15 protein-coding genes and 1 pseudogene are annotated in these 17105 nt (G+C 53.4%); 11 read left to right on the forward strand and 5 right to left on the reverse strand.

Going from position 1 to position 17105, the window contains the following annotated elements; genetic code table 11:
• The first annotated feature begins 99 nt into the window (after positions 1–99).
• The 5 genes and pseudogenes from BMY11_RS18305 to BMY11_RS28545 all read left to right on the forward strand — a co-directional run bounded on the left by BMY11_RS18305 (position 100) and on the right by BMY11_RS28545 (position 5228).
• Positions 100–1902 carry a glycoside hydrolase family 36 protein gene (locus tag BMY11_RS18305; RefSeq protein WP_090579300.1) on the forward strand — a complete coding sequence of 601 codons (1803 nt, stop codon included), beginning with the start codon at positions 100–102 and terminating at the stop codon, positions 1900–1902.
• Between the two features lie 57 nt (positions 1903–1959).
• Complete coding sequence (locus BMY11_RS18310) at positions 1960–3204, forward strand: Gfo/Idh/MocA family protein (RefSeq protein WP_256217629.1); 1245 nt, start codon at positions 1960–1962, stop codon at positions 3202–3204.
• A 20-nt stretch (positions 3205–3224) separates the two neighbouring features.
• Entirely contained in the window at positions 3225–4361 is a 1137-nt protein-coding gene (locus BMY11_RS18315) for an acyltransferase domain-containing protein (RefSeq protein WP_090579303.1), read from the forward strand.
• A 223-nt stretch (positions 4362–4584) separates the two neighbouring features.
• Positions 4585–4993, forward strand: a pseudogene (locus BMY11_RS29365) (response regulator transcription factor); the annotation flags it as partial.
• The gene (locus BMY11_RS28545; RefSeq protein ID WP_143069301.1) at positions 4989–5228 is read left to right on the forward strand and encodes a hypothetical protein; all 240 of its coding nucleotides are present in this window, start codon (positions 4989–4991) and stop codon (positions 5226–5228) included. The pseudogene BMY11_RS29365 and the gene BMY11_RS28545, both read left to right, overlap by 5 nt.
• Before the next feature lie 65 nt (positions 5229–5293).
• Here the strand turns inward: BMY11_RS28545 and BMY11_RS18325 are convergent, their stop codons facing one another.
• Complete coding sequence (locus BMY11_RS18325; protein WP_090579305.1) at positions 5294–6577, reverse strand: MDR family MFS transporter; 1284 nt, start codon at positions 6575–6577, stop codon at positions 5294–5296.
• A gap of 187 nt (positions 6578–6764) precedes the next feature.
• On the opposite strand from BMY11_RS18325, the gene BMY11_RS18330 reads away from it, so the two are divergent.
• Positions 6765–7730: a helix-turn-helix transcriptional regulator gene (locus BMY11_RS18330; protein ID WP_090579308.1), complete on the forward strand. Its 966-nt coding sequence runs from the start codon at positions 6765–6767 to the stop codon at positions 7728–7730.
• Positions 7731–7809: 79 nt separating this feature from the next.
• On the opposite strand, the gene modB is transcribed toward BMY11_RS18330, so the two are convergent.
• A complete protein-coding gene (modB, locus tag BMY11_RS18335; protein ID WP_090579310.1) occupies positions 7810–8472 on the reverse strand; it encodes a molybdate ABC transporter permease subunit in 663 nt (220 codons plus the stop codon).
• Between the two features lie 23 nt (positions 8473–8495).
• A complete protein-coding gene (gene modA / locus BMY11_RS18340) occupies positions 8496–9290 on the reverse strand; it encodes a molybdate ABC transporter substrate-binding protein (RefSeq protein ID WP_371262885.1) in 795 nt (264 codons plus the stop codon).
• Positions 9291–9434: 144 nt separating this feature from the next.
• Between modA and BMY11_RS18345 the strand changes: the two genes are divergently transcribed.
• Positions 9435–10220 carry a polysaccharide deacetylase family protein gene (locus BMY11_RS18345; RefSeq protein WP_143069302.1) on the forward strand — a complete coding sequence of 262 codons (786 nt, stop codon included), beginning with the start codon at positions 9435–9437 and terminating at the stop codon, positions 10218–10220.
• Positions 10221–10511: 291 nt separating this feature from the next.
• On the opposite strand, the gene BMY11_RS18350 is transcribed toward BMY11_RS18345, so the two are convergent.
• A complete protein-coding gene (locus BMY11_RS18350; protein WP_090579321.1) occupies positions 10512–11075 on the reverse strand; it encodes a GbsR/MarR family transcriptional regulator in 564 nt (187 codons plus the stop codon).
• Positions 11076–11284: 209 nt separating this feature from the next.
• On the opposite strand from BMY11_RS18350, the gene BMY11_RS18355 reads away from it, so the two are divergent.
• The 4 genes from BMY11_RS18355 (at position 11285) to BMY11_RS18370 (ending at position 13850) form a co-directional block, all read left to right on the forward strand.
• Positions 11285–12073, forward strand: a complete 789-nt coding sequence (locus tag BMY11_RS18355) for an HAD family hydrolase (RefSeq protein ID WP_090579324.1) — start codon at positions 11285–11287, stop codon at positions 12071–12073.
• A complete protein-coding gene (locus BMY11_RS18360) occupies positions 12063–12407 on the forward strand; it encodes a DMT family transporter (protein WP_090579921.1) in 345 nt (114 codons plus the stop codon). The genes BMY11_RS18355 and BMY11_RS18360 overlap by 11 nt, the downstream gene beginning before the upstream one ends.
• On the forward strand, positions 12404–13258 hold the full coding sequence (locus tag BMY11_RS18365) for a metallophosphoesterase family protein (protein WP_371262886.1): 855 nt from the start codon (positions 12404–12406) through the stop codon (positions 13256–13258). The genes BMY11_RS18360 and BMY11_RS18365 overlap by 4 nt, the downstream gene beginning before the upstream one ends.
• A 100-nt stretch (positions 13259–13358) precedes the next feature.
• On the forward strand, positions 13359–13850 hold the full coding sequence (locus BMY11_RS18370; RefSeq protein ID WP_143069303.1) for a hypothetical protein: 492 nt from the start codon (positions 13359–13361) through the stop codon (positions 13848–13850).
• A gap of 127 nt (positions 13851–13977) precedes the next feature.
• On the opposite strand, the gene BMY11_RS18375 is transcribed toward BMY11_RS18370, so the two are convergent.
• On the reverse strand, positions 13978–17076 hold the full coding sequence (locus tag BMY11_RS18375) for a DEAD/DEAH box helicase (RefSeq protein WP_090579330.1): 3099 nt from the start codon (positions 17074–17076) through the stop codon (positions 13978–13980).
• Positions 17077–17105: the final 29 nt, after the last annotated feature.

Consider the following 17105-nt stretch of genomic DNA (forward strand, 5'->3'; position numbering starts at 1 on the left):
TGTTTTGTAGAGATACAAACAAACCAATGGATTGACGGCTCTTGTACTTTATAGGGGTAGTTGCAGTGGTACTATGGAACAGAGGGGAGCGATGTAAGCATGATCCAAATACCGGAATTTATCCGGAAGGCAACTAGCTTTGTGCGGGCTCAGGATGGAACTATTGATCCGGATGACACGCTGCGCATTATCGTCGAATGGGAAGGCGTTAAAGCCTCTTCAAGACTTATCAATGCAGGCAAACGGCCGCAAGCGGTGAATGAAATGGTGTTGTTCAAAGGAGCATGGCACTACACTGAAGCTGCGAAATTTTATGGAGAGGGCTATAGCATGCTGTCGCAATATGGCGGGACGATTGGTAATCCGGAGCTCATCGGAGGCTACGACGATCACCTTCATTACCGGTTGCAGACGGCTGAAGGTTATTTTACCGTGTATAATATGGTCCTGTTGTCGCCGAATTCAGATGATTGCACGCTCATCGGCTTCTCTTCTTGTAAGCGTTTTACTGGAGAAATACGACTGGCTGATGGTCACTTCGAAATCGTGCTGAACGGTGAAGGACTCGTCATCGAACCAGGCGAATCCTGGGAACTAGAGCAGCTCGTCATTCTGCCTGGTGGACAACGAGAGGAACTTCTGGAATATTATGCCGGCCTAATTGCAGCCAATCATCCTCCGCTTCTCGTTGCATCCGTACCGAATGGTTGGTGCTCTTGGTATTGGTTCGGACCCCAAGTAACGGAGGAAGATATCTACCGGAATCTAAACGTCATCGGTCAGACAGTGCCGAAATTACAATATATCCAGATTGATGACGGCTATCAGGCGTATATGGGTGATTGGTTAACGCCGGGCCGCTCTTTCGGTAATATGCAAGGATTATGCCGGCAAATACGAGCGTCCGGCTCAGAGCCGGCAATATGGGTGGCGCCGTTTATTGCGGAGCGTAACTCCTCATTATTACGCGATCATCCCGATTGGTTTGTCCAGGACGCTCAAGATGGAGGTCCGCTGGCATCTGATACGATCTCGTTCGGCGGTTGGCGCAATGGCCCCTGGTATATGCTGGATGGAACCCATCCTGAAGCCCGAGGCTACTTGCGCCATGTGTTTAAGACGATGCGCGAGGAGTGGGGCTGCCGCTACTTCAAGCTCGATGCCAACATATGGGGCGCGCTTCCCGGAGGTCTTCGGTATAACAGGCAGGCGACGAAGACAGAGGCGTACCGGCTAGGCATGCAGGCGGTGTTCGAAGGTGCGGGTAGTGACAGCTTCCTGCTTGGCTGTAACGCTCCGATGTGGCCTTCGCTTGGCACCGTTCACGGCATGCGGGTCACCGGCGATATCGATCGGAACTGGCCGACGTTTGCGAGTCTCGCTGCGGAATGTTTCTGCCGCAATTGGCAGCATCAACGGCTATGGATTAATGATCCGGATTGTATAGTTCTTGAGAACCGTTTCCCGGAAGCTGATGCAGAGCAGGCAGTCGCGACAGGCATCGAGCCGGTAACGGAGCAGGAATTTCAATTCCATATGGCGTATATCGTCGCATCCGGGGGTATGGTGCTGTCCGGTGACGATTTGACAAGCATGTCCGCGGACAATGCCGCTATTCTGCGTAAAGCAGTGGCTGCCAATCATGCTGCGGCAAGGTTTGAGGATGACCGGTTTCGCATCGGCATCATCAAGGAGACAGACCGACAACTCATTTGTCTCTTTAATTGGGAGAATGATCCGATTTCGCTGAGCGTGCAGCTGGATGAGCCGGGGCGAATCGTGGATTATTGGAACGGTGAAGATTATGGGGAGCATCTGCAGCAATTTACGCTGGAGGAACTGGCTCCCCGTTCGGCGCGGGTGCTGGAGTTCACCCCTCTCTCTTTAAACAGAGAAGACTGAAAGAGTGCGTATGTAGAACTTAAACGAGAGGTTACTAAAGAGTGGAGGATGGCATTCATGGGAATGGATCGAAAAAGCGTTAATTTGGCCGTTATCGGTTTGGGCGGACGAGGTACAGGACTAATGCAATCGTTGCTCGACATGGAAGATGTGAGCGTTGTCGCCGTCTGCGATTTATATGAGGAGCGTGTTGAAGGTGCGCTTAAGTGTATTCGGGAATCGGGACGTACGCTGGCAGAGGCTTACTCCGATTATAAGATGCTATTGGCGCGAGAGGATATTGAAGGGGTCATCATTGCAACCACATGGGTAACACACGCAGAGATTGCCATCGCGGCGATGAGGGCTGGTAAATATGCCGGGATTGAAGTGGGAGGCGCCGCTTCGACCCAGGAGTGCTGGGAGCTGGTTCGCACTTCCGAGGAAACCGGTATGCCTTGTATGCTCCTTGAGAATTGTTGCTACGGCCGTGATGAGCTCGCAGTTATGAATATAGTGAAGCAAGGATTACTGGGCGAGCTCATTCATGGGCAATGTGGTTACGAGCATGACCTCCGCGAAGAGGTGGCTATGGGCATAGAGAATAAGCATGGCCGCTTCCATAATTACCTGCATCGAAATGGAGAATTGTACCCCATTCACGGGCTCGGACCTATTTCCAAAACATTTAACATTAACCGCGGTAACCGTCTCCTCATGCTTACATCCATGTCCTCCAAAGCGCGCGGCATCAAGCAATGGGCTACGAATCAATTTGGTGAGAATGATACCAAGGCGAAGCTTGAGTTTGCTCAAGGTGATATTGTAACGACAATGATCAAATGTGCTGGCGGCGAGACCATCCAAATCATTCATGATACGACACTTCCACGGCCTTACTCGAGAGCGGGCCGTGTGCAAGGGACGAAGGGGCTTTGGATGGAGGACAACAATTCTATACACATTGAAGGGCGCAGCGAGAATCACAAGTGGGAGTCATTCGATAGCTATCGCGAAGCGTACGAGCACCCGCTGTGGAAGCAATACTTGGCGCAAGGTGTGCGCGGCGGTCATGGCGGGATGGATTACCTCGTGCTGCGAGCCTTCATTGAAAGTGTACGCAATGGAACCCAGACACCTATCGACGTATACGATACAGCCGTCTGGATGTCGATTACGGCGTTGTCTGAGGAATCGGTCGCACTAGGCAGCATGCCCGTGGCGATTCCGGACTTTACGAAGGGCAAGTGGATTAATCGGGAGCCTGCGCCGGTGAGCGCGTACGAGCTGGATGCGATCCATGAGGATAAGTACGAGGAATAATAGCGAAGGAGTCCAAGGGAATGTCGGACACGGTATGCTTTTTGCAAGAAAGTGAGCTGCTTTATGCGAATAATTGGCTGAGGCTTCCGGCGGATGCACTGCTGACTCTTCAGGCTGCTGCAGCCAAAGTTGAGGCAGATCCGAAATGGCGGAATCTGGCTAATGAAGGGCGAGAGATATTATTTCCGGCTGCCGGAACCGTAGAGAGTCGGGGCAGTACCGATCCATCAGACTGGGTGTCACGGCTCGGAGAGATGACTGCACTGATCATTCCGCTCGTGCTGATAAGCGGCGTGCGGCAGCTTAAGGAGTTGTATAAGCTAAGGGATATTCCGGAGAAGGTGCTGATCGATACGCTCAGCGATCTCAAGCTTTGGATGGAGGAGTATTACCGCAAGCATGGCACCTGGGGGACAGACATATTGTGGCTGCATAATCATTTGAACTTTCACTTGTTCCGACTCGGGCGCCTTCAGTTTTGCCGAAGCCGCTGGAACGGTCATATGGTTGTGCTGCGTCACAAGGAAACACGCGAGACGATTGTACTTGCTGAAGCGGGACTTCGCTTCCGAAGCGACGGCTTGCTTGACGGTACGAGCGGCAGGTATGATGCCGAGGGTGTCTGGCTATCAGAGCTAGTCATTAACGATTCTCTGATTCAGGGACACCTTATATCACCGGAAGGGTACGCGCATCAGGAACAGCTGACCATTTCGCAATCGACCGATTGGGAAATGGTGCTGCGCGATGGGGATGCGGTGCTTGATATTCATATTGCTGCAGACGGTAAGCTCGATCCGGCGGCATGCAACGATTCAGTCCGGGATGCGGAGCAATTCTTCTCACGCTATTTCGCCGAAGAGAATTTCTGTGCCTATGTGTGCAACTCATGGCTGCTGGATTCGCAGTTCAAACATCTGCTTGCGCCTTCGTCAAATATTGTTCGTTTTCTTGACGGATCATTTATGCTGTATCCCGTTCCTAGCAGCGGCAAGGCAGGTCTCGAGCGCATCTTCGACTGGCGTTTATATACGGATTGGTCGGAGGCCCCACAGGATACGACATTACGCCGAATAATCCGGGGGCATATGATGAATGGCAACGAGCTGCGCGATATGGGCGGTTTCATGTTGAGGGGTGAGGCTGCATGGCGGTAGCGCGGTTACATTGTTAGAATCAGAAGCTTCTCACGAGTTCGCCGAACTTGTGAGAAGCTTTTTTCGTCATTTGGATTTGCAGACAATCTTTATCTCATCTTCATCTCAGCTGGACTTGTTCTTCATGCGTATGTCGTACACTGGATGTTACCATTCTTTTTTGATTCATCTGCCAGGTTTGATACACTGATTCTAGAACGAAAGCGAAACCGGAGCATCTAGAATGAAAACGATGTTGATCGTCGAAGACGAGGCCGTATTGCGTGAGATAAGTAAGGATTGAAGGCTATATGGTACTGGAGGCAGCGGAGGGGAAGGCTGCTCTGGTTCTGTTTCAAGAGAAGTAGATCTAATCGTGCTGGATATTATGCTGCCGGAGCTGCACGGATGGTCGGTGTGCCGCCGTATCCGCAAGTCCTCTGATGTCCCCATCAGTCCGCGTCGATGAACTTGGGTTTGAGCTGGTCGCTGATGACAATGTGACGAAACCGTATAGCCCGTCTGTCCTTCTCGTAAGGGCGAAGAGTCTGCTTGAAAGCCGCAGTAAGAATGGCAGAGCAGCACAGCCGGAAGATGCATTAAATATAAATGGAGTTAAGGTTCATTACCCATCGCGGACTGAAATGATTGACGTTGGAGCAGGCGGCGGATGAGCTGGCGGATCGGATCTGCAGCATCTGGAGTGAGGCGTTGAGCACGCTGCTGCAAGCATGGCCCGCTCTTGATGCTGGGGCGGCCGGCACGTATGAGCTGTGTATGAATGATATTTTCCACGACGATTGCCCAATGGACGATGTGCCCTGGCGGCGACCGGGATACAGAGCGGCTTTGGTACGTACTGGAGGAGCTCTTTCACTTGGAGAATAGCTAGTGATTTAGAAGGCGCGCAAAAAAGCCCACAACCATCGAAGGTGTGGGCTTTCTTTCTGCGCTTACGCCGCTTCATTCATCGGCACGGAATGCTGGTCGAAGCGGTTAAACATGACGTTGTAGATGAACGCGGATGCGATCGCGAGCAGTGCGAGCAAGCCGAACGTCCACGGGAAGCCGATCCAGCTAGTCAGCGGAATGGTCAGCGGCGCAATGGTGCGTCCGACCGTATAGCGGAGACTCGCTGCGGCAAAATATTGCCCGCGCATATGCTCAGGCGCTAGCCGCGAAACAAACGCCTGCTGCGGCCCCGCCGACATGAGCTCGGCAATGGTGAAGACAGCGATTGCTAGCGTGAAGCCCCAGAACGAGGACATCAAGCCGAACATATAGATGCCGGCAGCATAGAGCACAGCACCGCCGATGAAGACATAACGGTCGCGGAAGCTTGTAATCCACTTCGTAATGACGACGGTAAATAGTGCGACGAACAGTCCGTTTTCCGAGACGATGATGCCGAAGAGCTGCTGTCCGGTCACCTGCAGATTCCAGTCGCCAAACGAGAATATCGTTGAGAGCTTCACCGTTTCCTTCAGGAAGACCGGGAACAGTAGATCAAGCTGCATGAACGTTTGCGACAACAGGATGCCTGCGATAGTAAACAACAGGAACACGCGGTCTGTTGCGATGACGCGATAATCGCGCAGCTGTGTACCGATGACCTTGTACCACGGCTGGCCTTCCTTGGCCTGCGAGCGTTCTGCCACTCGAGCTGGACGTGACTCGTGTAACCGTGCGTTCATCACGAACGCGAGAATCGCGCACACTGCCGCTGCTGCTGCCAGAACCGGGTACGGATTTTCCGTATAGGTGAGCGAGCCAATCAGCGGACCGATAACGACGGCGACATTGGCCGCAGTATAGAAGATGGCGAAGACGCTCGCTTGATGTTTCTCTTCGACGACGTCGGAGACCATCGCTTGACTGGCAGGCCAGTAGATTGCGCCGAAGAAGCTTGCGATCGTGAAGCCGATGAAACCGATAGACGGCATCGATAAGAGTGGCGACGCGGCGAGCGAGAAGAGACCGTAGCCGAGGGCTTGTCCGAATGCGGCGAGTACCATCATACGCTTACGGCCGAATCTGTCCGCACAGTAACCGCCAAGCAGGTTCGCGAAGACGCTCAACAGCTGCGATATGACGAGCAAGGTGCCCGTCCAGCCTTTGCCGAATTGATCGGAGAAATAGATCGATAAGAACGGAAAGAAGGTCCAGAAGATGACATTGAATGCCGCTTCACCGCCGAGGCGGATTTTTAAGTTTAAATCCCAATCTTTAATTTTCATATGTGCCCTATCTTTCTAGTTGTAGATGCTTTAAGTGCTGTACCATCATACTACCTTTGCGTCAGAGGAGACAAGGCGTGCAGAGGCGTATCATTTTGGAAAATGAATGGGTGATTCGTGCTTTCTACAAATCGGCTCTGCTATAATGGAGGGAACGAGCAACTTACTTAGAATGCGAGAGGTGTCCATGTCTAGCGATACGTCTTATACGACCGAAGAAATAGCGAAGCTTCTAAAAATATCAAAGCTCACCGTATACGATCTCATTAAGAAAGGCGAGCTGCCTTCATACCGCGTAGGCAAACAGATCCGTGTCGATGCATCGGATATTGAAGCATACAAGCAACGCGCCAGAGGCATCGCCGTAACGCCGTTTCAGCAGCAACAGCAACTGGAGCGGGCGACTGCGGCAACCACTATCCAACCTCCACATGCAGCATCGCCCGAAAGGCCGCTCGTCATTACCGGCCACGATGTCAGCCTCGACATTCTGAGCAAGCATATCGAGAAGCAGCTGCCAGGCATACGTCCGCTGCGTTCGTTCGTCGGTAGCATTGACAGCCTGATCTCCATGTATAAAGGCGAGTCCGACATTGTCAGCACGCATCTGCTTGATGGCGATACGAATACGTACAATCTGCCGTACATTCGGCGGCTATTGGTCGGTCTGCCGATCGTCGTCGTCCATCTGCTGACGCGTTCCGCTGGTTTCTATGTACGGCAGGGAAATCCGAAGCAGCTGCATGGCTGGAGCGATCTGAGCAAGCCAGGGCTGAAGCTCGTGAACCGCGAGCAAGGATCAGGCGCGCGCGTACTGCTCGATGAGCAGCTGCGATTGCACCGAATCGCAGCCGGCAGTCTGCTCGGCTACGCCGATGTCGAGCACAGTCATCTCGCCGTTGCTGGCAAAATCGCCGCCAATATAGCTGATGTCGGCATCGGCATCCAGAAGGCTGCGAACATTGTTGGCGGCATTGACTTCATTCCGCTGATCGAGGAGCGATACGATCTTGTCATGCTGAAGCGCCCGGACAATATGAAGTGGATCGAGACCGTGCTGCATACGATTCAGTCGGACGCCTTCAAGAACGAACTGCGTACGATTCAAGGCTACGATCTGTCCGAGACAGGCCGTGTGCTGCTAGACACATAACCTGCTATTAACACAACAATGCCCTTCGCAAGCTGCGGTCAACTACCGCGGCGCGAAGGGCATTCTCCATTATCTTTAGCTATTCTTTCGTGATTCGATTCACCGCAAGCAGCATAATAAACGACAGCAGCACCATGGAGCCGGCCCAAGCCCAAGCGAGCTTCATGCTTCCGCCGTCCATCGCGACATAGATCGCTGTCGGAATCGTCTGCGTCCGGCCGGGAATGTTGCCCGCAATCATCAGCGTAGCGCCGAATTCACCGAGCCCACGAGCAAAGCCGAGAATGTAGCCGGTTGTGACCGATCGGAAGGCGAGAGGGAACGTAATGTACCGGAATACCTGCCATTCCGAGGCGCCGTACACCCTTGCCGAATTTTCCAGTGCGGGGTCTATTCCCTCGAAGCCAGCTTTCATTGTACGATAAGCAAGCGGGAAGGCGACCACAACCGCTGCAATAACAGCAGATTCCCATGTGAAAATAATCGGTCCGCCAAACAACGCTTCATACAGCTTCCCGGGCCAGCTTCTGCGCCCAAGCGCAACGAGCAGCAGGAAGCCGATGACCGTCGGCGGCAGCACGAGCGGGAGCATGAACAGCGCATCAAGTATGCTTTTGCCGAAGAAACGGGCTTTCGCCATCCGCCATGCGATAATGGAGGAGAGCAGCAGCATGACGATGCTCGCAATGAGCGAAATTTGAATCGATAGCTTTATCGGTTCAAAGAACGTAGGCCAATCCATAAATGATCATCCTAAGAGATAGATTATGACAGTTTGAAGCCGTACTTCGCGAATACCGCATCGGAAGCGTTCGATTGCAAGTAAGCGTAGAAGTCTGCAGCTTCCTTGGCATGCTTCGTTTCAGCAACGATACCTGCAGGATAAACGATTGGCTTATGCACGCCTGGAATGATGCGCAGCGCAATCTTTACTTTCTTCGACGTAAGCGCGTCCGTCTTATAGACGAAGCCTGCATCTACGTTGCCTGTTTCCACATACGTAAGCACTTGGCGAACATCCTTCGCGTAAATCAGCTTGGATTGCAGCGAATCCCACACTTTGCGCGTCGTTAGTGTATCCTTCGCGTATTGACCGGCTGGTACGGATTCTGGCTGTCCGATCGCGATGTTCTTGATATCTTTGTCCGTCAGCTGTTTCACTGTCGTGAATGCTTTATGGGAATTAGTAGGTACAACCATAACAAGCTCATTATACAGCAAAGTCGTGCTGCGGCTAATCAATTTCTCTTTTACAAGCGCGTCCATCTGTTTCTGACCCGCAGAGATGAACAGGTCGGCTGGAGCGCCTTGCTCGATTTGCTTCTGCAGGGTGCCGGATGCGCCAAGATTGAAGACGAGATCGATCGTTGGATGGCTCGCTTCATAGCTTTTCTCAATAACTGCAAGACTATCTTTAAGGCTTGCTGCTGCGGATACGAGCAGCTCTGTTTTCTTCGGTGCGGCAAAAGCCGGTTGTGCGACCGTGAGAGCGAGCAATGCCGCTGGCAATGCAGCTCGCAGCATCATGGAAGAGGTACGTTTCAATTTCAATTTCATTATGATCTTCACTCCATTCAATCTAGTAGTTATGTAATGTATCGTAACATAGACCACTATGATTTTGAATGGTTTATTTTATAAGTAGTGTGGTTTGGTTATGTTTAATGATATTTAGTATGAACGAAGAGGTGCTTCCGAGTGCATTTGCGCAAAACAAAACTATATCTATCGCTTGCAATCGGCATGTTTATGCTCGCAACGCTTACCATAACAGTCGACCAGCTGCTCGTCTTCAAGAAGGCGGTAGCCGTAGCCTCGATCAGCTCCGCCGATGAGGTTCAAATTCCGGTGCTCTGCTACCATTCGATAACGAACGCGAAGAAGGGTGAATATATCGTCAGCACGGAAACGTTCCAGGCTCAGATGAATTCGCTACACGAGCATGGCTACCGAAGCATCAGCTTAGAGCAATTCGACCAGCTCATGAAGGGCAAGCTGAAGAATAACGGCAAGATGGTGCTCATCACGTTCGACGACGGCTATCGCGACAACTTCACGAATGCTTATCCGATTTTAAGTAAATATGGGTTTACAGCGACGGAGTTCCTCGTTACTAGCTGGGTTGGCGGGGGCAGTTATATGAATTGGAGCGAAGCGGGGGAGCTGTACCGTGCGGGGTGGGACATTATGTCGCATACGCGAACGCATCCTTATTTGCCGCTGCATAAGGCGAAGGGACAGCGTGAAGAAATTGCCGGCTCCAAGCAAGACCTCGAGAAGCATCTGCCGGTGCCAGCGAATGTCATTGCATATCCGTACGGACTGCGCAGTGCAGAGACAGTAGATATTGTGGCTGAAAGCGGCTATACGTATGCATTCACATTCGATGATGGCATGACAACATCGAAGCAGAATCCGTATCTGCTGAAGCGTCTCTTCATTAAAGGTGAGATGGACCTGCAAGCGTTCGAGCGGAAAATGGCGTATTAGGGGCGCAAAACGGCGGGGGAGTAGATCCGACTCTCAGAGCCCCAAGCCCCGCCAAAATGATGGCTTGCAACTCTGAGAGTCGAGAAAGACGACTCTCAGTCCGTAAACAGCCGCAGTTCAGCTCCGAGAGTTCGGAAATCCGACTCTCAGAGCCCCAAGCCCCGCCAAAATGATGGTTTGGAACACTGAGAGTCGAGAAACGCGACTCTCAGTCCCAAAACAGCCGCAGTTCAGCTCCGAGAGTTCGGAAATCAGACTCTCAGAGATCAGTTATCCTACGATGTTGTGCTCTTAATCGTCCCCGATTTGCTTACCATCAAAGAACTGACCTTCCTGCAGCTTGTCCACGAACTGCTGCAGCCATTCGTAATAGCGGACGGCGTGCCGGAGTTTGTGCAAGTCCTGTAAGCACAGCTTCCGCTCCTCTTCGCTCGTCTCAAGTGCAAGAATCGTCTCCGACAACGGCTCAATGACTGGCTCAATCGCGGTCTTCATCACATCAATCTCCCGCTGCAGCTTCGAGGCGAAGAATAGCTGAAATGCTTTGAAGAAGTCGGTTTCCGCCGTGTAGAGGTCTTTGCGATCGGCTTTCTCGCCTAGCTTGGACACCATCTTGGAATCCATCAATGAACGGACGGCATAGCTCATGTTGCTCTTGCTCATATTCATGCTGCCTTGCATCTCATCGAGCGTCATCGGCCGATCCTCGAAGAATAGGATGCCATATAATTGACCGAATGAATAATTAACCCCATATAAGTCCATCGTCTGGGCAATCGCATCAATGACCTGTGCCCGAATTTCCTCGCGCTTTGAGCTAGGCTCTTTCATTTTCCCCGAAGTCGCTTTCTTCATCTTATACCGCCCCTCACGAAACCGTTCAATTAAATGGAATTATACCAAACCAATAAGAAGAATGGCAGTCACCTTGAGACTAACGTTCAATAAATATTGAATTCACATATAATATCACGATTTAACGAATTAAAACCTAATGTATTAAAAAAATATTGAATGTTGGATGTTCCTTCGCTTATAGTTAGTGAAAAGAGGAGGGAAATGGTGTGGCGAATTTAACAGCAGCAGGTGTAACCTATCCGATAAAGGCGATTCTGTTCGATAAGGACGGAACGCTCATCGATTTCATTTATACATGGGGCAAGTGGAGCGAGCATATGTTTGCCGAATTTGCGAATCAACTGAAGGCACGAGAACTGCCGCCTATTAGCGCAGACATTGCAACGCTCTGGGGCACGCGCCAAGATGGCGATGCTATTGTCGATTATGACCGGAACGGCCCGCTCGCGATGGGCACAATCGAGGATTTGGCTGCCATCCTGGCATGGCAGGGATATCTGGCAGGTATGTCTTGGGCGGAGGCGAAGATCGCCGTGCAGCAATGCAGACAGCATGCGGATCAGCAGCTTGAAGCCGCACGTGCATCCAAAGCGTTGCCTGGCGTAGTCGAGTTTCTGGCGCAGTGCCGCGAGCAAGGGCTGAAGCTAGCCGTCGTGACGGCAGATGAAACAGCCCCCGCGGTGAAGCATCTGAAGTGGCTCGGACTAGACTCCTATTTCGACGCTATCATTGGGACGGACCGCGTGGAGCGGGGCAAGCCGTTCCCGGATATGGCTTTGCTCGCTTGCCGCGAGCTGGATATTCAGCCCTCGGAGGCGGCGGTCATTGGCGATACGAATGGCGACATGCGCATGGCTGATCTAGCCGGAGCGGCAGTTGCGATCGGCATCGCTCCAACGAGTGGGGCTGCTGCTGCATCCAAGCTACCTGATGCGGACGCTATCATTATTACCTATGATGAGCTGAGGTTCGCTCATGACGCGGATGAAAGGTGAGGCGAAGATGGGCTGGATATTACTAGCGATTGCGATTGCACTTGAATTGTCGGGGACGATCTCCATGAAGCTGTCCGAAAGCTTCACGAAATTGGTTCCGTCGGTGCTCATGTTCGTCTGTTATGCTGCGAGCTTCACGCTCATTAACTATGCGCTCGGCTATTTGCAGGTGAGTGTCGTGTACGCCGTATGGTCGGGTGTCGGCATCGTGCTGATTACGTTGGCGGGCTATTTTATTTTTGATGAACGGCTTCCGATTTCTTCGGTTCTGTGGATCGGTGTCATTCTAGTCGGAGTGATCGGGCTCAAAGTCACAAGCAACGGAGGGGGATAAGTAGGGTGAATAGTAGAGATGATAAGCTGCTGCTGTCGTTCCAGGTCATCACGGATACGCATATTGTGGCAGACATGGAGCATGAGCATAATCGGAATTTGGACCGTGCGCTAAAGGATATTGCGGCGAATGCGCCGGAGAGCAGCGGTATTATGCATGCTGGCGATGTGACGGATAGCGGCGAGTTGGTGGAGTATGAGACGTTTCGACGGATTTGGCAGAGCAATCAGGTAGGGCTGCCGCCACTGTTCGTGACCAGCGGTAACCACGATATCTGCGACGATTGGCAGCGGTGCATTCCTCTCTTCATGTCGCAGACAGGGATGACAGGCATGTACCATGATCACTGGGTTCACGGGTATCATTTTATATTTCTCGGGACCGAAGAGGGTATTGGTCTGTACTGTACGCTGTCGGATGAGCAGCTGTCTTGGCTTGACACCAAGCTCGGTGAAGCGGCTGCACCGGATAAGCCGGTATTCGTCTTCCTGCATCAACCGCTCAAAAATACGGTGGCGGGCTCCTTGGAGGCGCAGAACTGGTACGGCGTTACACAGGACGAGGAGCTGAAAGCGGCGCTGGCGAAGCATCGGCAAGCCATCATGTTTACCGGACACACACACTGGGAGCTTGATGCTCCGCATACGTATTTCGATGGTGGCGGCGCGCTACCGGCGATGTTCAACGCAGCATCGGTTGCTTACTTATGGACTGATGAGGATGAGCATAAGGACGGCAGCCAGGGCTTCTATGTTGAGGTGTACGCAGACCGGGTGCTCGTGAGAGGAAGAGACTTCGAACGCGGCGAATGGGTGGAAGGTGCACGGTTTGAAGTGAAATGTGGAGCTTGATTGGATATTGCAGCATGAGCGAGAGGTCGCCAACCCGTCACCTCTTTGAGGCTTGCAACCTTACCCGCGCCTTCGCCGTCTTTGGTGGCAAGGGGGGACGATGATGCGTGAGAGAGGGTTAATGGCATTCATTATTTTGATTATGCTCGGCTGTGCGTTTTATGGAGGCTATATTGTGGGGAACTACGGCATAGAGGAACAGACTGAGAAGCAAGCACAAACGGTGCAGGCTCAGTGGATCAAAGAGGGCGAACCACCGATGCCGGCTGTTTCCGTGGAAGGGGTTCCGATGAAGGTGAAGCTTGGCGGCTACACTTGGTGCAAACCAGCAGGAGCGGATACTGCAAGCTGCCAAAGCGTAGATGCCTCAATCGCACAGATGGAGCCAGTCGTAGCGAAAGGCGGCTCGCAAATCCAAATCGAAGCGCCGGAGCGGATCAAGGAGCTGACGTTGATCAACATGAGCAAAGGGTTCGAAGGTGATTCGTACTACGTCCCGAAGGCTAAGGGCATCTACGAGTACAGCATCCACTGCGAATGGTTTCTGGACCAAGGGAGTGCGGAGTATTATTTTGAGATTAAGGTAGAGTGAAGAGGTCCAGTAAACCAGCTACCGTTAACAACAAAAAAGTGCCCGAGAGGAAGCCTTAATGACCTCTTTCTCGGACACTTGGGAGGCACCCATCGAGGCGGCCTTCCCTATGCAAGCAACTATACAATTAACTATCCATAATATCACGCCGCAGCGTGAACAAGTCCTTCAGCGCATCAGTCGACAGCTCGGTAATCCAGCCTTCTGAGCTTGTGATGACGTTGTCACTCAGCTGCTGCTTGTTCACCAGCATCTCATCAATCCGCTCCTCCAGCGTGCCGAGCGAGATAAACTTATGCACCTGCACATCGCGGGTCTGGCCCATCCGGTATGCGCGGTCCGTCGCCTGATTCTCAACCGCAGGATTCCACCAACGGTCAAAATGGAACACATGGTTAGCCGCCGTTAGATTGAGCCCGACACCGCCCGCTTTGATGGAAAGAATGAATATATTCGGCTGTTCATCCGCTGGCAGCGTCTGCGCTTGGAACTGATCGATCATCCGGTCGCGCGCCGTCTTCGACGTGCCGCCGTGCAAGTAGAGCACTTTCTCCTGCAGTTCATGCGCCAGCACCCGCTGCAGCATTTGCCCCATGCCAATATACTGCGTGAAAATCAAACACCGCTCGCCTTCCTCCCGCAGCTCCCTCACCATCGCAAGCAGCCTCTCCAGCTTGGCGGAGCGGGTGATGAGCGACTCGCTCTCGAACTCGCCATTTTCGCTAACTTCAGGAATCGCTTCCTTCGTCAGCAGCATCGGATGATCGCAAAGCTGCTTCAACTGAGTCAGCGCTGAGAGAATCGCACCTTTGCGCTCAATGCCTTCCTTCTTCGACACTTGCTCCATCAGCTCATTGACGGTCTGATCGTAGAGAGCCCCTTGCTCAGCGGTGAGATGGATGTACGTCTTCATCTCATTTTTATCCGGCAGGTCGAGCTGGATCGAAGGATCCTTCTTCTTGCGGCGCAGCATGAATGGCTTCACGAGCTTCTGCAGCTCCTGCGTCCGCTCCTCGTCGTGTTCCCGCTCAATCGCCTGCGCGAACTGCTCATTGAAGCTTCGCGAGCTGCCCAGATACCCTGGATTAATGAAATCATAGATCGACCACAGCTCAGACAGCCTGTTCTCGATCGGCGTACCTGTCATCGCAATGCGGTGTTTGGCGCGGAAGCTGCGCACAGCCACAGATTGCTTCGTTCCTGCATTCTTAATGTTCTGAGCTTCATCTAGGCAGATCGCCGACCAATGGAAGGAGCTGATCGTCTCTTGATCAAGCGCGGCTGTCGCGAAAGAGGTGAGCACGATGTCAGCCTCAAGCGAAGCTTCACAGAACGGATCGCCAGTGAGCCTTCTGTTACCGTAATGCAGCATAATACGCAGCGATGGCGCGAATTTGCGGAGCTCTTTCTGCCAGTTGCCGAGGACGGAAGTCGGACAGATGAGCAGGGCAGGACCTCGCGCGCCTCCGTGATCCGCTTGCTCCTTCACATGGAGTAAATAGGTAATGAACTGAACGGTTTTGCCAAGGCCCATATCATCGGCGAGGCAAGCACCAAGCCCGAAGCGGCGCAGAAAAGCAAGCCATGCGAAGCCGTCCCGCTGATAGCTGCGCAGCTCAGCCTGCAAACTAGCAGGCACTTCTACCGCAGGCCACTCGGACTGCTGCGTTAACTGGGCTATGAGCTTCGTCAAATGGTCATTCAGCTCGACTTCAAGCTGGATTTGCTCTTCGGAGCGCTCATCCTCACCTTCATTCGAAGCCTTCTCCTCACCATTCGCTTTCCGAGGCCACTGGCCGCCGTTACCGCTAAGCAAATGCAACTGAAGTACCTCTTGGAACGACAAGCCATTCTTCTTGTTAACCCGCGCCATCGCGCTGCGGATCTGTGCAATGAGCGCCGGGTCAAGCGGCACCCATTCGCCGCGGAATCGGACGAGCCGCTCGCCGCGGGCGATGAGCTCGGCGAATTCCGCCTCAGTCAGGTCGCTGTCGCCAATCGCAATTCGCCAGTCAAAATCAATGAGAGAGTCGAGTCCGAACAGCGAGCCACTGCCGCCTTTGCCGCCTTTGCGCTCTTCCTCGCCGGAGCGGACTTTCGCCCGCAGGCGCGGTTTGCGCTTGCTCGCTGCTTCCCACCAGCCCGGAAGCAGCACCTGCCAGCCAGCCGCAAGCAGGCGCTGGCTGTCTTCAGTCAAGAACTGCCACGCCTCGGTATCTCCGAGCGGGCTGTTCAATAAATCGCTGCCGCCGCCGGCGAGACGCGCTGCAGGCAAATTCGCCTGCAGCTGCGATAGCCACGCGGCGGACCGCTCATGCACGTGCGCCGACCATGGCGCCGGCCACGAACCAAGCGCTTCGCCGGCGAGCGTTAGCCGCGCCGACGCAAGCATGGAAGGCTCGTGCCGATCTTGCAGCACGAGCTGAAGGCGCCATGCTTCGCTCTCGCCGCCTTCTTCGAGGCTCGGCTCCAGCAGCTGCAGCAGCGGCCGGAACGGCGCTGTGTCGGCCTTCCAGCCGATGGCGACGAGCCATGAACGCGCGTCCATGCCCGCCGCTGCAACGCCACCGTGCTCCCGCGCGAATAGCAGCGGATAATCGCGGCGCAAATCCGCGGCCGCTTCCTCGCTGCCAAAGTGGCGCTCGAACACGGCTGCGGAGAACGCCGCGCGAAGCCCAACTGCGAAGCCGCCATCATCGCCGCTGTTCCAGCTTCCGCTTTTGCCATGCCCGTCGCCATCATCGCCACTGTTCCAGCTTCCACCACCGCCGCCGTTCTTACCGGGCACATCCAGTGCCTTCCGCAGCTTCGCCACCGAGGTGGCTTCAAGCGCTCCTTCGTCCCAAGTCCACGCTAGCTTTCCTTTGCGGAAAGCAGCAAAGCTTGGAACGATGGAGCGCGCATCGATGCTCGCGGAAACAAGCGGTGCCACCTCCGCCAGCTTCGCCGCGTCGCCTTCCCATACCCATTCGATATGAGTGAGCAAATGCCGCTCAGCGAAGAATGGAATGACCTGCTCCGAAGGGAGGACGACAAGCTCCAGCTCCTGTACTTTCTCGATCTCCAGCTCGGTGCCATAGAAGGAAGGCTCGTGCCAAGTAAACAACCGCTGCTTCACCGTCATCCCCGGCACGTACCCGCCACTTTGGCTAACGCCATAGATGAGCGCATCGCCATGCTCGGTCAAACTCACTTGAATAATTATCGTGTCCGTATACGTACTCATGGCAATTGCACTCCTCTCCGGAGAGGTAT

It is taken from the genome of Paenibacillus sp. OV219 (assembly GCF_900110075.1).
GTDB lineage: Bacteria > Bacillota > Bacilli > Paenibacillales > Paenibacillaceae > Paenibacillus_Z.